Origin of the sequence: Variovorax humicola (assembly GCF_037889915.1) — a bacterium.
In the GTDB taxonomy this organism is placed as follows: domain Bacteria; phylum Pseudomonadota; class Gammaproteobacteria; order Burkholderiales; family Burkholderiaceae_C; genus Variovorax; species Variovorax humicola.
The window spans coordinates 17,015-30,880 of the sequence record NZ_JBBKZV010000047.1 but is presented as its reverse complement, the minus strand read 5'-3'; the positions used below and the strand labels follow the sequence as shown (position 1 = coordinate 30,880).

Here is a 13,866-nt window from a genome sequence, read left to right as displayed (position 1 = left end):
TTCCTTCTCGGTCGCCTGCAGCAGCTTGTTGAGATCCGGCCCGACCTGCACGACATCGTGCCCCTGCACCTGCGGCAGCTTCTTGATCGCGGCCTCGGCGGCCTGCACGAGACCGGGCACGTTGGCACCGGCGCGCTCGAGCACCGCGCGCGGACCTTCGTCCTGGCGCAGCATCGCGAGCAGCAGGTGCACCGGTTCAATATAGGCGTTGTCATTACCCAAGGCGAGCGACTGGGCGTCGCCGAGGGCTTCCTGGAATTTGGTGGTGAGTTTGTCTTGGCGCATGGCTTGGTTCCGCGGTCCGGTTTGAAAGTCGAATGGGAATGCTCAGAGCCAGTCTCCGCCGCCCGAGCTGGGCAACTGTTGACCTGGATCAAGCCAATCGGCCAGCAGGCCGGCCGGATCGCTTCGGACCCTCGAAGGCCGCCGCTCCCGCATTCGCTGGCCGACGCAACGTTTGCGTTGCATCAAGGAAGCGGACGCGGAGAGCGGCGACCATGGGACATGAGCGACTTGTACGAAGCCCGGGTGCTCGGCGTCCGGCATTGGACCGACCGGCTGTTCTCCTTCACCACGACGCGCGACCGGGCCTTCCGCTTCCAGAGCGGGCAGTTCACGATGATCGGCCTGACGGTCGAAGGCAGGCCCTTGCTGCGCGCCTACAGCATGGCCAGCGCGAGCTACGAGCCTTCCCTCGAGTTCCTCAGCATCAAGGTGCAGAACGGACCGTTGACCTCGCGCCTGCAGCACATTCGCGAGGGCGACACGGTGCTGGTCGGGCGCAAGGCCTCCGGCACGCTGCTCCTGCAGAACCTGCTGCCGGGGCGCACGCTCTACCTGCTGGGCACCGGCACGGGCCTGGCGCCCTTCATGAGCGTCATCCGCGACCTCGATGTCTACGCGCGGTTCAAGAAGGTCGTGCTGGTGCACGGATGCCGCCTCGCAAGCGAGCTGGCCTATGCCGAAGTCATCTCCCACGAGTTGCCGCGCAATCCCTGGTTCGGCAGCGAGGTGTCGCGGCAACTCGTCTACTACCCGACGGTGACGCGCGAGCCGTTCAGGCACCAGGGCCGGATTCCCGCGCTGCTGGAAAGCGGGCAGCTGGCCCACGACATCGGCTTGCAGGCCATCGACGCCCGGCAGGATCGCTTCATGCTGTGCGGCAGCCCGCAGATGCTGCACGACACGCGCACGGTGCTCGAGAAGCTCGGGCTGGGCGAGGGCAACATGAGCCACCCCGGCCACTACGTCGTCGAGCGGGCCTTCGTCGACAAGTGAGGTGCCGCGAGGCCGCGCCGTCACGCGGCTGCGGCTTCGGTGCTTGGACGTTCGGTGCTTGGCGGGTTGCAGCGCCTGCGTCGCCTTGTGGCTGGCTGGCCACTTCGGCCGGATGCTTCGCTGCCCGCGCGGCCTTGAGCGTGGCCTCCTGCGCCACCTTGAGTGCGTCGCGCGTGGCCTGGGCCGCCTGCTCGGCTTCCTCGGCGCTCGCGTGCATTGCGCGCTTCACTGCTTCGGCGACCGCGGTGGACACCTTGCCCGCCGTGGCTTCGCTCTTCGTCACCGCGGACTTCGCTTCCTCGGCGGCCTTGTTCCCCGCGCGTTCGGCCTCGCTGGCAGCCTGGTTCGCGGCGTTCCAGACCTTCTGGCTGGCGGTGTGGGCTCAGCTGGCCGGGCGCCATGCCCTCGGCGGCGCAAGCCGACACGCAGGCGCCATCACGAGCAGGCCGAGCATTTCTTTCGATCTCATGGAATCTCTCTGAAGTCGACAGGGAGACCGAGCATCGCTCCGGCAGGACCAAGGATCCTTGCGCCAGCGTAAGCAGGGCGCTTGCGAGCCACATCCTTGATCTGGCGCAACACCGTGGCGTCTGCGGCGGCGCACGCTGTCATTCATTCGGATAAATCGCTCGGTGCGTGCATTGCCTGCAATGAAAGGAGACCACCATGGACTGCGATGCCATCTATTGCTTCGACAGGGGCAGCGTCCTGTTCGCGCTGTATCCGCGCGGGAGCGACGGTCCGCGCGTCGTGGCGGAGATCTCGGAAGACGCCTTGCGGGACCTGTTTGGCGCCCGAGGCGGCGGCGACAGCCTCGTCGAGGCATGCCGGGACAACTTCGGGCAGATCGAGAAGGTGGCGTTGCTGCACTACCGGCGCCATCCCGCGAAGCCGGTGCTGCTGGCAACCGGCGACTTCGAGTTCCCTTCCTACCTCGAGACCGATCCCGCCGGCTGAAAAGCGCCCACCGACGGCGCGGTGTCTTCGGCCAGGCGGTCGAGCAGTTGCCCGATGGCCCGCGCATGCGCCTGCGGCGTGTCCGCCTCGCCGTCGATGGTGTAGCTGCGTTGCTCGGTGCGCACCAGGCGGGCGGGACGATCGGTGCTCCATACCGACAGGCGGGCATCGGCACGCAGCCGCTTCTCGTTGCGCACGTAATCCATGCGGGTCAGCTGCAGCTGCAGCGAGAGGGCGGCGGAGCGTTCGCTGCAACTTGATTCGCAAATCTCCCAGCCGGGCAGGTGCCGGCGCAACGCGTCACCGAAGGCCTCGGTGGCCGCGACCTCCAGGCGCTCGGCCCAGTAGGCATTGGGCCATTCGGCCAGGGTGGCATCGTCGGCACGGAATCGCATGCGGCGCGCCTTGAGGTACTCGGGGATTTCGAGCCGGCGCAGCGCGATGACGCGTGCCGTCGCGCCCGCCGGCGGCGCCGCAGCCGGGCCGGCGGCCGTTGCCGGCAGCGTGACCAGCAAGGGCGGTGGCGCGGCCGCGCAGCCGGCGAGCGCCAGGCCGATGCACAGGGCGAGCGCCGCGCGTTGCCTCGGGAAGCTCATGGCCGCCCCTTTCCGAAGACGATGGCATTCGGCCGTTCTTCCAGCAGTTCGCTGACCGAGCGGAAGCTGCGCGCGGCTTGCGACAGGTCGGCCACGGTGGCCTCGAGCTCGGTGCGCAGCGACGCGTCCGGGGCGGTGATGTCGGCCAGGCGGTCCATCGTCAGCCTGGCGGATTCGGCGGCTTGCCGCGTGCCCACGATCGCACGCTGCAACTCGGGCTGCGCGGCGCTGACGGTTTCCCGCGAAGCGTCGGCCAGGCGGGTCATGGCCTGGAGCGTCGCCGCGGACTGGCCCTGGACCTGGCGGATGGCCTCGGTCGCCGCGGTCAGCGTGCGGCGCGATTCGGTCGCGGTCAGCGCCAATTCCTTGGAACCGGCCGCCAGGGTCTGCTGCGCACTGTCCACCGCATGCTGGACCGAGACGATCGTCGCATGCAGTTCCTGCACGGCGGCGCGGATGTCCGTGACCGAATCGCGCAGCGGCAACTCCGCCACCTGGTCGATCAGGGCGCCGAAGCGTTCGGGCGTCGCGGGAATCTCCGGCACGCCCGGCCCGCCGAGCAGCACCGCGGGCGTGTCGGGCAACAGATCGAGGTCGATCGCCTTCTGGCCGGTGACGATGCTTTGCGAGGCCAGCCGCGCGCGCAATCCGCGCTGCACCAGTTCGTGCACGTCCAGCGTCTTGCCGGCCGGCTCGTTGGCGAAATGGAGCACCGAGGGCTGCAGCTTCAGCGACACCGGCACCGTCGTCTTCAGCGAGCCCGGTTCCATCTGGATGCCGATGTCCGTGACCTGGCCCACGGTCACGCCGCGGAAGGTCACCGGCGCGCCGACCGACAGTCCGCTCACGTTGCCCTGGTAGTAGACGCGCGCCTTCTTCTGCTCGCTGAACAGGTCGTTGCCGCTGAGCCAGAGGATCGAGCCGACGGCGATGACGAGGGCCAGGATGACGAAGCTGCCGATCAGTACCGCATTGCGTTTCATGCCGAATGCTCCAGGTGGGCGGGCGGTGCCGCCGCGGGCGGGACCTCGCGGTGAAGGAAGGCCTGCACCGTGGGATGCGCGAGGCGGGCGGCGAGGTCCCTCGGCGCACCGTGCGCAATCGGTTGCTTGCTGTCGGCGTCGAGAAAGATGCCGTCGTCGGCGATCGCGAACAGGCTCGGCAGTTCGTGGCTCACCAGCACGATCGCGGCCCCGGTGCGGTCGCGGATGTCGAGGATCAGGTCGTCGAGGCGGCGCGAGCTGATCGGATCGAGGCCCGACGAGGGCTCGTCGAGGAACAGCAGCGGCGGCTCCGCGGCAATGGCCCGTGCCAGGCCGGCGCGCTTCTTCATGCCGCCGCTCAGGTCGGACGGGAAGTAGTCGCAGAACTCGGCCATCTCCACCCAGGCCAGGACCTCGCGTGCCCGCGCCTCTTGCGCGCGTGTGTCGAGCTGGGTCTGCCGGGCCAGCGGCAGGCAGACGTTCTCGAGCACCGTCATCGACGACCACAGCGCCGCGCTCTGGAACAGCATGCCGAAGTGCGAGCGCAGGCGGCTGCGCCCGGCTTCGTCGCTGGCCCAGTAGTCGACGCCGTCGTAGCGCACCGTGCCGGCGGCGGGCGTCAGCAGGCCGACCAGGTGCTTCAGCAGCGTGCTCTTGCCGCAGCCGCTGCCGCCCATGACGGCGTAGATGCAGCGCTTCTCCACCGCGAAGGACACGTTCTGCTGGATCAGGCGGCTGCCGAAGCGCATTTCCAGCCCGTCGACCTGGAGCACGGCCATTCAGATCCCCAGCGCGTTGGCGCACAACGCGAACACGGCATCCAGCACGATGATGCCGACGATGCTCGAGACCACCGCCTCTGTGGTGGCGACGCCGACGCCTTCGGCATCGCGGCTGGCGCGCAGCCCGTGGTAGCAGCTCACCAAGCCGATCAGCACGCCGAAGGCCACCGACTTGGTGACGCCCAGTTCCAGGTGCACGGCGGTGAGGGCGTCATTGGTGCGCAGCAGGTAGGCGGCCGGCGACACGTCGAGCATGATGGTGGCCACCGTCATGCCGCCGAGCAGGCCCGCCACGCACGCGAACACGTACAGCAGCGGCATCATCACGAGCAGCGAGGCCACGCGCGGCAGCACCAGGAAGTCGATCGCGCCCAGGCCCAGCACTTCCAGCGCGTCGATCTCCTCGTTGGCCTGCATGGTGGCGAGCTCGGCCGCGAACGCCGCCCCGGTCCGGCCGGAGATGACCACCGCGGTGATGATGGCCGCCATCTCGCGCACCACCGCGATGCCCACCAGGTCGGCCACGAAGATCCCCGCGCCGAACTTGGCCAGCTGCACCGCGCCGACGAAGGCGAGGATGGCGCCCACCAGCGCGTTGACCACCAGCACGATCGACACCGCCCTGGCGCTGCAGTCGGCCAGCACCCGGACCAGGTCCTTCGGGCGGAACAGCCAGTGGCCGCCGACCGCCGCACTGCCGGAGATCAGCACCCCGCCGAGAAAGGCCACGGGGCGCGACAGGGTGCTGATGCGCGGCGGCATGGTGGCCGTTCAACGCGGCGGCGACCATGCCGGCCGCTCGCTCGCGCCCGAGTCGACCACGATCACGTAGCGCCCTGCATCGTGCACCGGCGCCTGGTTCATGGGCAGCACCCAGTTCGGCATGCCATCGGCCGCGGCCGCGAGGTAGTCATCGTCCAGCACCCCGTAGTGGTCGAGCAGGCGATTCAGGCTGGCCGGAATCCGGATGCAGCCCTTGGACTGCACGCTGCCCAGCCGTTGCTCGAGGCGGTCGGGATCGGTGGCATGCATCTGCAGGCGCATCGTGCCGCGGCCACCCGCGCCCCAGAGCCTGGTGGCTTCCTGCCAGCCCAGGTCGAAGACGCGCATGCCCTTGGCGCCATAGCCGCGGATGCCGTGCTCGTTCAGCGTGCCCTCGGCCCGGAAGTCCGGGTTGGCCAGCGAATGTTCGAACACGCCAAGCGGTGTCTCGAAATGATCGAACTCGCCGCCGCGGCCCGTGGATACCGGCGAAGCACCGATCAGCACCGGCGGAAAGCCGCCGCCGACCCAGAAGAGGAAGATCGCCTGCACGTGCGGATTGCGGTCGACCAGCGCGACGTACTGCGGAACGAGGATCGGGATGCCGGCCTGCACGAGTGCGGCCACGGCCAGGCCGCCATAGTGCTCCGCCGATTCCGCGGGCACCCGCAACCGCCGATCGATCTGTTCCCGGTACGCTTCGCTCAGCGCAGAGGGGCCCGCGCCCGCGGTTCCCAGTGCGGCGGCGAGCAGGCCGGAGATGACGATGCGGCAGGCGGTTCGGAGGATGTGCATGGCACGGAGTCTGAGGCGGCCGGCGCGCACGCCCTTGATCCGCGTCAAGGCGCGTGGCGGACGCGTGTTTCCATGCGCATCCTCGCCGGCCCGCGTCAGTCCAGCGTGACCAGCAGAACCCAGGTGTAGAGCACGAGCCCGGCGACCGCCGATGCCAGGGCGGCCGCGCCGGCCCAGATCGCGGCGACCAGAAGGCCATGGCGCATGCCCGGGCGATGGATCGTTCTGTTCATCGTGTCCTCACATAGGTGCCCGGCGCATCGCACAGGGGTGCATGGCCGCTGGCGGCATGGAACATGCGCGGTGGCTTGCGTCGCGCGCCGGAGTGAGCGGCGAGCCAGCGGTGCAGGGCAGGCCACCATGATCCGTCGACCTGCGCGGCCTCGGCGACGAACTTGTCGGGTGGCACGTAGGGCGCGTTCCTGGCGCGGTGCAGGGCCCGGTAGTGCCGCCGTCCGTGTCCCGGCTCGTTGACGATGCCGGCGTTGTGGCCGCCATCGGTGAGCACGAAGGTGATGTCGGTGTCGCACAGCAGGTTCAGCTTGTAGACCGAACGCCATGGCGCGACGTGGTCGCTGACCGTGCCGACCACGAATACCGGCACCTCGATGTCGCCGAGCGACACGGGCTGCCCGGCGACCTGGTACTTTCCCTGCGCCAGCGAATTGTCCAGGAACAGGCTGCGCAGGTAGTCGGCATGCATGCGGAAGGGCATGCGCGTGCCGTCGGCGTTCCAGGCCATCAGGTCGTTCAGGGGCGCGCGCTCGCCCATCAGGTAGCTGCGCACCATGGGCGACCAGATCAGGTCGACCGGACGCAACAGCGCGAAGGCGCCGGCCATCTGGCTCGAATCGAGGTAGCCCTGCCGGGCCATCAGGTCCTCCACGAAGCTCAACTGGCTCTCGTCGATGAAGAGGCCGAGTTCGCCCGGCTCGCTGAAGTCGGTCTGGGCCGCGAGCAGGGTCACGCTGGCCAGGCGATCGTCGTGGTCGCGCGCCATGGCCGCGGCGCCGATGGCCAGCAGGGTTCCGCCGAGGCAATAGCCCAGGGCGTGCACGCGCTGCCCGGGCACGATCGCGCGCACCGCGTCGAGGCTGGCCATGAGGCCGAGCGAGAGGTAGTCGTCGATGCCCAGGTCCCTGTCGCCCGCGTCCACGTTCTTCCACGAGATCGCGAAGACGGTGTGGCCTTGTTCGACCAGATAGCGGATCAGAGAGTTGTGCGGCGAGAGGTCGAGGATGTAGTACTTCATGATCCATGCGCTCATGATGAGCAGGGGCTCGGGATGCACCGTCGGCGTCGTCGGCGAATACTGGATGAGCTCCATCAATGCATTGCGCAGCACGACCTTGCCGGGGGTGGCCGCCACCTGCACGCCCGGCGTGAATGCTTCCGCGCCCGGTGGCGGCAGGCCCTGCAGATTGCGCTGAAGGTCCTCGCGCCAGTTCAGCGCGCCCTGCAGCAGGTTGAGGCCAGCGCTGGCCAGCGTCTTGCGCAGGACCTCCGGATGCGTGGCCGGAAGGTTCGCCGGCGAGCCGATGCCCAGCAAATGGCGCGCGGCGAAGGCGACGATCTGTTCGTGGTGCTGCTCGACGCCGGGCACGCCGGTGCTCATGTCGTCGAGCCACCGCGCACCCGCGCGATAGGCCTCCCGGTACATCGCGAAGGGCCATGCATCCCATGCGGGGTCGGCCAGGCGCCGGTCGTGTTCGTGCGCGCCAGGCGTGGGCGAAGTGTCCGCCTGCGGCTGCAGCGCCTGCGACGCCGACGCCACCGCCCGCAGCCAGGGGTGGACCATCATCACCTGCGTGCTGCGCATCGGCTGCGCCGCGAGGTGGATGGCCCAGTCCGACCAGGCCAGCATCAGCGAGGCCGGCGACACGCCGCGGGTGAACTTCGCCATGCCCGCATGCAGCATGCGGTCCCAGGGGTCGACGGCATCCTGCATGGTGGCTGCCGCGCTCAGTGGCCGCTGGCGCCCGAGGCGCCGATGCCGGTCTCCGAGCGCACCTGCTGCGCCAGGAAGCCGTTCTTGTCGACCTGGGCGCGCGTGCTCCGGTCCAGCACCGAGAACAGCCAGATGCCGACGAAGCCGATGGTCATCGAGAACAGGCAGGGCGAGGTGTAGGGGAAGGGCGCCGATCCGGCCGGGTAGCCCAGCGTCGCCTCCCACACCGACGGCGAGACGATGGTCAATCCCACCGAGGAAATCAGCCCGAGGAAGCCGCCGATCACCGCGCCGCGCGTGGTGCATCCCTTCCACAGCACCGACATGAACAGCACCGGGAAGTTGGCCGACGCGGCGATGGCGAAGGCCAGGCTCACCATGAAGGCGATGTTCTGCTTCTCGAACACGATGCCCAGCACCACGGCGACGATGCCGAGCGCGACGGTCGTGATCTTCGAGACGCGCAGCTCCGAGGCGCTGTCGGCGTCGCCCTTCTTGATGACGGTGGCGTAGATGTCGTGCGACACCGCCGACGCGCCCGACAGCGTCAGCCCCGCCACCACGGCCAGGATGGTGGCGAATGCCACCGCCGAGATGAAGCCGAGGAAGACGTTGCCGCCGACGGCATTCGCCAGGTGGATGGCCGCCATGTTGCCGCCGCCGATCAGCGCGCCCTTGGCATCGACGAACTGCGGGTTGGTCAGCACGAAGGTGATCGCACCGAAGCCGATGATGAAGGTCAGCAGGTAGAAATAGCCGATCCAGCTGGTCGCCCACATCACCGACTTGCGCGCTTCCTTGGCGCTGGGCACGGTGAAGAAGCGCATCAGGATGTGCGGCAGGCCGGCGGTGCCGAACATCAGCGCCATGCCGAAGGAGATCGCCGAGATCGGGTCCTTGACGAAGTTGCCCGGCCCCATGATCGACTGGCCGAGGCCGGCCGCCATCTCTGCGGTCTTGCCTTCCTTGAGCGCCAGGTCGGTCTTGATCTTCACGGCACCGGCGAACATCGCCTCGGGGCTGAAGCCGAAGTGCCACAGCACCGACAGCGCCATGAAGCTGGCGCCGCCCAGCAGCAGACAGGCCTTGATGATCTGCACCCAGGTGGTGGCGGTCATGCCGCCGAACAGCACGTAGACCATCATCAGCGAGCCGACGATGACCACGGCGATCCAGTACTCCAGCCCGAACAGCAGCTTGATCAGTTGCCCCGCGCCGACCATCTGCGCAATCAGGTAGAAGGCCACCACCACCAGCGTGCCGGAGGCGGCGAACACGCGCACCGGCTTCTGCTCGAAGCGGAAGGCCGCGACGTCGGCGAAGGTGAACTTGCCCAGGTTGCGCAGCCGCTCGGCCATCAGGAAGGTGATGACCGGCCACCCGACCAGGAAGCCGATGGAATAGATGAGCCCGTCGTAGCCCGCCGCCATCACCGCCGCCGAGATGCCGAGGAAGGAGGCCGCCGACATGTAGTCGCCGGCGATGGCCAGGCCGTTCTGGAAGCCGGTGATGCCGCCGCCCGCCGTGTAGAAGTCGGCCGCGCTCTTGGTCCGCGATGCCGCCCACTTGGTGATGAACATGGTGCCGACCACGAACATCGCGAACATGCTGATCGCCGTCCAGTTGGTGGGCTGCTTCTGCAGCTGCCCCAGGTCCGCGCCGGCCGCCAGCGCACCGGCCGATGCGCCCAGCAGCAGCGCCGACGCGAAGGCGCGGCGCAGGATCGGGTGGGGGGTCATTGGCGCGCTCCCTTCACTACCGCCTCGGTGAGGGTATCGAACTCGGCGTTGGCGCGCCGCACATAGAAGGCCGTGATCGCGATCGTGAAGACGATGACGCCGAAGCCGATCGGAATGCCGACGGTGGTCACGCCGTCGCCGATCTGGCGTGCCAGGAAGGGCTTGTCGAAGGCCACCAGCAGCACGAAGCCGTAGTAGACGACCAGCATCAGGGCCGTCAGCGTCCACCCGAAGCGCGAGCGGCGCCCCTTGAGCTGCTGGTATTGGGATTGGCTGGCGATGCGCCGGGCCAGGTCGTCTTCCATCGATGTCTCCTCGAAAGTGGTGGGGTCATTCGATTGGAAATGCGGCATCGCCGCGGCTCTTTGCGCCAGCGCAAGGTTTGTCCAAGCGCTTTGCCGGACCATGCGCGGACCATCCGCCGCCACAGGCCCAACCCTCGGAGACACGCATGAACGCTTCGGAGAAGATCCACAACCTTGCCGGCTATCCGCCGCCGCACCGCCTGCTGCACACGGCCCACGTGCCGGGGCGAGCGGCCTACAACGCGCTCGTCGCAGAGTCCGAGGAGGACTACGCGGGCTACTGGGCCCGGCTCGCGCACGTGTTCGTCCAGTGGAAGACGCCCTTCACCCGCACGCTGGACAGCGACAACGCGCCTTTCTACAAATGGTTCGAGGACGGCACCCTGAACGTGTCGTGGAACTGCCTCGACCGGCAGGTCAACGAAGGCAAGGGCGACAAGACGGCCATCGTCTTCGAGGCCGACGACGGCACGGTCACGCACACCAGCTATGCGCAACTGCTGGGCATGACCTGCCGCATGGCCAATGCGCTGAAGGCGCTCGGCGTGAAGAAGGGCGACCGCGTCGTGATCTACATGTCGATGTCGGTCGAAGGCGTGGTCGCGATGCAGGCCTGCGCGCGCATCGGTGCGATCCACTCGGTGGTCTTCGGCGGCTTCTCGGCCCATTCGCTGCGCGACCGCATTGCCGACACCGGCGCCGTGCTGGTCGTCACCGCCGACGAACAGGTGCGCGGCGGCAAGACCTTGCCGCTGAAGGCGCTGGTCGACGAGGCGCTGTCGATGGGCGGCTGCGAGGCGGTGCGCAACGTGCTGGTGTACCGCCGCACCGGCGGCGACATCGCCTGGACCGCGCGCGACCGCTGGATGGACGAGATGGCGAGCGCGCAGCCCGACACCTGCGTGCCCGAATGGGTCGGCGCCGAGCATCCGCTGTTCCTGCTCTACACCTCCGGTTCCACCGGCAAGCCCAAGGGCGTGCAGCACAGCAGCGGCGGCTACCTGGTGCAGGCGGCGGCCACGATGAAGTGGACCTTCGACATCCGCGACGAGGACGTGTTCTGGTGCACCGCCGACATCGGCTGGATCACCGGCCACACCTACATCGCCTACGGCCCGCTGGCCGTCGGCGCGACGCAGGTCGTGTTCGAAGGCGTGCCGACCTACCCCGACGCCGGGCGCTTCTGGAAGATGATCGAGCGGCACAAGGTCACGGTCTTCTACACCGCGCCCACGGCGATCCGCTCGCTGATCAAGGCCGCCGAGGGCGATGCCCAGTTGCACCCGGCCCGCTTCGATCTGCGCAGCCTGCGCATCCTCGGCTCTGTCGGCGAGCCGATCAACCCCGCCGCGTGGGAGTGGTACCACGCCCATGTCGGCGGCGGCCGCTGCCCGATCGTCGACACCTGGTGGCAGACCGAGACCGGCGCCCAGATGATCACGCCGCTGCCCGGGGTGACGACGCTGGTGCCGGGCTCCTGCACGCTGCCGTTCCCGGGCATCGCGGCGGCCATCGTCGACGAGACCGGCGAGGACGTGCCGAACGGGCAGAGCGGCCTGCTGGTCATCAAGAAGCCCTGGCCTTCGATGATCCGCACCATCTGGGGCGACGATGCGCGCTACGTGGCCAGCTACTACCCGCCGGAGCTGCGCGGCTACTACCTCGCCGGCGACGGCGCGTCACGCGACAAGGACACCGGCAACTTCACCATCGGCGGGCGCATCGACGACGTGCTCAACGTCAGCGGCCATCGCATGGGAACGATGGAGATCGAGTCGGCGCTGGTGGCCTGCACCGAGTTGGTGGCCGAGGCCGCCGTGGTCGGCCGGCCCGACGACACCAGTGGCGAGGCGATCTGTGCCTTCGTCGTGCTCAAGGGCGCGCGGCCGACCGGCCCGGCGGCCGACAAGCTGGCGGTGCAACTGCGCAACTGGGTCGGCAAGGAGATCGGGCCGATCGCCAAGCCGCGCGACATCCGCTTCGCCGACAACCTGCCCAAGACCCGCAGCGGCAAGATCATGCGCCGCCTGCTGCGCTCGGTGGCCAAGGGCGAGGCCATCACGCAGGACGTCTCGACGCTGGAGAACCCGGCGATCCTGGCGCAGCTGAACGAAACGCACTGAGGACGGGCGGCTCAGCGCGGGTCGCGGCGCGCGCTGCGCTCCGGCACCTCCACCGGCACGTAGGCCCGGCGGCCGTTGCGCTGCACCAGCAGCGCGGCGGTCCGGCCGGCTGCCATGCCGGCCAGGATGCGTCCCATGTCGGCGACGCGGTCGACCGACCTGTCGTTGATGGCCATGACGATGTCGCCCGGCCGGATGCCTTCGGTGCGAGCGGCGCCGGCGGATTCCCTCACCAGCAGCCCTTCCTCGATGCCGAGCTGCGCCTTCTGCGCGCCGGACAGCTCGCCCAGGCGCAGGCCCAGCCCGTCGTTCCATGCCGACGGCGGGCGGCTAGCGACGGGCGGCTGCGATGCCAGGTCTTCCTGCAGCACCAGCGATGCCGCGGCGGGACGGCCATGCCGCCACAGTTCGAGCCGCACGCTGCTGCCCGGCTGGCGCTGGGCGATGTCCTGGACCATTTCGGTGAAATGCGAGATGCGCTTGCCGTCGATCGCGCGCACGATGTCGCCGCGCTGCAGGCCCGCCGCGTCGGCGGGGCCGTCGCGCTGGATGCGCACCACCAGGGCACCGGCCGGATCGGGCAGGCCGAAGGATTGCGCCAGCGCCGGGCTGACCTCCTGCATCTCGGCGCCGAGCCTGGCGCGCCGCACCTTGCCGTGCGCGCGCAACTCTTCCGAGATGCGCAGCGCCAAGTTGATCGGCACCGCAAAGGAAAGGCCCATGAAGCCACCGCTGCCGCTGTAGATCATCGAATTGATGGCGACGACCTCGCCGCGCGCATTGAACAGCGGACTGCCGGAACTGCCGGGGTTGATCGCCACGTCGGTCTGGATGAAGGGGATCTCGCCGCTGCCCGCGACATAGCGGTTGGTGGCGCTCACCACGCCGGTCGTCACGCTGCCCTTGAAGCCGAAAGGCGTGCCGATGGCGGCCACCCAGTCGCCCGGCGCAAGCTTCGACGAATCCCCCGTCACCGCGGCGCGCAGGCCGCGGGCCTCGATCTTCAGCAAGCCGACATCGGTGCGCTTGTCGCAGCCCACCACCCGCGCGTTGAAGTGGCGCCCGTCGGCCAGCCGCACCTGGGTTTCGTCGACATCGGCGATCACGTGGGCGCTCGTCAGGATGTAGCCGTCGCCGGCGATGATCACGCCCGAGCCCAGGTCGCGCTCCTCGCTGGCGGCGTAGCCGGTCGGCAAGGGCAGGGCGAAGCGGTCGGCGAAATCGTTGTCGGGAAAGACATCGACGTTGTCGACCGAGTCCTTGTAGTAGTCGCCCTCGCGCTCGCGGCGCAAGGTCACCACGTCCACCACCGACTCGCTGCGGCTTGCGACCAGCGCCGCGAACGCCGATGTCTCCGACGTGGGCGCGGCCGGCTGGGCCGCGGCCGGCGTGCCCAGCAGCAGGTTGCCAGCGATCCAGCATGCCATCGCGAAGCGCTTCATGGATTCTCTTTGCGGCCGGTTGTTCGAAACATGCCTGCCGACGGCCACGGAAGGCCCCTCGATTCTTCGGCGGGCGGGCGCGCCGTCCCTTGATGCGCATCAAGGCCCGGGCTTGCGCGCGGCCGGACACTGCAGGCATCACTTGACGCACGAGGT

General features: G+C 68.9%; 15 protein-coding genes. 4 read left to right on the top strand and 11 right to left on the bottom strand.

Annotated features, from left to right (window positions below):
- The coding region (locus WKW80_RS34265) for a Clp protease N-terminal domain-containing protein (protein ID WP_340368037.1) at nt 1–285 on the bottom strand (285 nt) is incomplete at its 3' end.
- 219 nt (nt 286–504) lie between these two features.
- On the opposite strand from WKW80_RS34265, the gene WKW80_RS34260 reads away from it, so the two are divergent.
- From WKW80_RS34260 to WKW80_RS34250, 3 genes are all read left to right on the top strand, one after another.
- The gene (locus WKW80_RS34260) at nt 505–1,278 is read left to right on the top strand and encodes a ferredoxin--NADP reductase (RefSeq protein WP_340368036.1); all 774 of its coding nucleotides are present in this window, start codon (nt 505–507) and stop codon (nt 1,276–1,278) included.
- A gap of 134 nt (nt 1,279–1,412) precedes the next feature.
- A complete protein-coding gene (locus tag WKW80_RS34255) occupies nt 1,413–1,760 on the top strand; it encodes a hypothetical protein (protein ID WP_340368035.1) in 348 nt (115 codons plus the stop codon).
- 184 nt (nt 1,761–1,944) lie between these two features.
- Entirely contained in the window at nt 1,945–2,235 is a 291-nt protein-coding gene (locus WKW80_RS34250) for a hypothetical protein (RefSeq protein WP_340368034.1), read from the top strand.
- On the opposite strand, the gene WKW80_RS34245 is transcribed toward WKW80_RS34250, so the two are convergent.
- The 9 genes from WKW80_RS34245 to WKW80_RS34205 all read right to left on the bottom strand — a co-directional run bounded on the left by WKW80_RS34245 (nt 2,208) and on the right by WKW80_RS34205 (nt 10,145).
- A complete protein-coding gene (locus WKW80_RS34245) occupies nt 2,208–2,831 on the bottom strand; it encodes a PqiC family protein (RefSeq protein ID WP_340368033.1) in 624 nt (207 codons plus the stop codon). The genes WKW80_RS34250 and WKW80_RS34245 overlap by 28 nt on opposite strands.
- Nucleotides 2,828–3,814 carry an MlaD family protein gene (locus WKW80_RS34240; RefSeq protein WP_340368032.1) on the bottom strand — a complete coding sequence of 329 codons (987 nt, stop codon included), beginning with the start codon at nt 3,812–3,814 and terminating at the stop codon, nt 2,828–2,830. Before WKW80_RS34240 ends, WKW80_RS34245 begins: the two co-directional genes overlap by 4 nt.
- Nucleotides 3,811–4,593: an ABC transporter ATP-binding protein gene (locus tag WKW80_RS34235; protein ID WP_340368031.1), complete on the bottom strand. Its 783-nt coding sequence runs from the start codon at nt 4,591–4,593 to the stop codon at nt 3,811–3,813. The genes WKW80_RS34240 and WKW80_RS34235 overlap by 4 nt, the downstream gene beginning before the upstream one ends.
- Nucleotides 4,594–5,358: an MlaE family ABC transporter permease gene (locus tag WKW80_RS34230; RefSeq protein ID WP_340368030.1), complete on the bottom strand. Its 765-nt coding sequence runs from the start codon at nt 5,356–5,358 to the stop codon at nt 4,594–4,596. It abuts the gene before it with no gap.
- 9 nt (nt 5,359–5,367) lie between these two features.
- A complete protein-coding gene (locus WKW80_RS34225) occupies nt 5,368–6,153 on the bottom strand; it encodes a L,D-transpeptidase (protein WP_340368029.1) in 786 nt (261 codons plus the stop codon).
- Between the two features lie 95 nt (nt 6,154–6,248).
- Nucleotides 6,249–6,386: a hypothetical protein gene (locus WKW80_RS34220; RefSeq protein WP_340368028.1), complete on the bottom strand. Its 138-nt coding sequence runs from the start codon at nt 6,384–6,386 to the stop codon at nt 6,249–6,251.
- Nucleotides 6,383–8,101, bottom strand: a complete 1,719-nt coding sequence (locus tag WKW80_RS34215; RefSeq protein WP_340368027.1) for a PHA/PHB synthase family protein — start codon at nt 8,099–8,101, stop codon at nt 6,383–6,385. Before WKW80_RS34215 ends, WKW80_RS34220 begins: the two co-directional genes overlap by 4 nt.
- Nucleotides 8,102–8,115: 14 nt before the next feature.
- Complete coding sequence (locus WKW80_RS34210) at nt 8,116–9,840, bottom strand: cation acetate symporter (RefSeq protein ID WP_340368026.1); 1,725 nt, start codon at nt 9,838–9,840, stop codon at nt 8,116–8,118.
- Nucleotides 9,837–10,145: a DUF485 domain-containing protein gene (locus WKW80_RS34205; RefSeq protein WP_340368025.1), complete on the bottom strand. Its 309-nt coding sequence runs from the start codon at nt 10,143–10,145 to the stop codon at nt 9,837–9,839. Before WKW80_RS34205 ends, WKW80_RS34210 begins: the two co-directional genes overlap by 4 nt.
- A gap of 146 nt (nt 10,146–10,291) precedes the next feature.
- On the opposite strand from WKW80_RS34205, the gene acs reads away from it, so the two are divergent.
- Nucleotides 10,292–12,268: an acetate--CoA ligase gene (acs, locus tag WKW80_RS34200; protein WP_340368024.1), complete on the top strand. Its 1,977-nt coding sequence runs from the start codon at nt 10,292–10,294 to the stop codon at nt 12,266–12,268.
- Between the two features lie 11 nt (nt 12,269–12,279).
- On the opposite strand, the gene WKW80_RS34195 is transcribed toward acs, so the two are convergent.
- Entirely contained in the window at nt 12,280–13,710 is a 1,431-nt protein-coding gene (locus tag WKW80_RS34195) for a trypsin-like peptidase domain-containing protein (protein WP_340368023.1), read from the bottom strand.
- Nucleotides 13,711–13,866 lie beyond the last annotated feature (156 nt).

Coding starts and splice junctions, on each gene's coding strand:
- WKW80_RS34225 (WP_340368029.1), bottom strand. CDS start 6,153: ATGCACATCCTCCGAACCGCCTGCCGCATCGTCATCTCCGGCCTGCTC.
- WKW80_RS34260 (WP_340368036.1), top strand. CDS start 505: ATGAGCGACTTGTACGAAGCCCGGGTGCTCGGCGTCCGGCATTGGACC.
- WKW80_RS34205 (WP_340368025.1), bottom strand. CDS start 10,145: ATGGAAGACGACCTGGCCCGGCGCATCGCCAGCCAATCCCAATACCAG.
- WKW80_RS34210 (WP_340368026.1), bottom strand. CDS start 9,840: ATGACCCCCCACCCGATCCTGCGCCGCGCCTTCGCGTCGGCGCTGCTG.
- WKW80_RS34250 (WP_340368034.1), top strand. CDS start 1,945: ATGGACTGCGATGCCATCTATTGCTTCGACAGGGGCAGCGTCCTGTTC.
- acs (WP_340368024.1), top strand. CDS start 10,292: ATGAACGCTTCGGAGAAGATCCACAACCTTGCCGGCTATCCGCCGCCG.
- WKW80_RS34230 (WP_340368030.1), bottom strand. CDS start 5,358: ATGCCGCCGCGCATCAGCACCCTGTCGCGCCCCGTGGCCTTTCTCGGC.
- WKW80_RS34215 (WP_340368027.1), bottom strand. CDS start 8,101: ATGCAGGATGCCGTCGACCCCTGGGACCGCATGCTGCATGCGGGCATG.
- WKW80_RS34220 (WP_340368028.1), bottom strand. CDS start 6,386: ATGAACAGAACGATCCATCGCCCGGGCATGCGCCATGGCCTTCTGGTC.
- WKW80_RS34240 (WP_340368032.1), bottom strand. CDS start 3,814: ATGAAACGCAATGCGGTACTGATCGGCAGCTTCGTCATCCTGGCCCTC.
- WKW80_RS34245 (WP_340368033.1), bottom strand. CDS start 2,831: ATGAGCTTCCCGAGGCAACGCGCGGCGCTCGCCCTGTGCATCGGCCTG.
- WKW80_RS34195 (WP_340368023.1), bottom strand. CDS start 13,710: ATGAAGCGCTTCGCGATGGCATGCTGGATCGCTGGCAACCTGCTGCTG.
- WKW80_RS34235 (WP_340368031.1), bottom strand. CDS start 4,593: ATGGCCGTGCTCCAGGTCGACGGGCTGGAAATGCGCTTCGGCAGCCGC.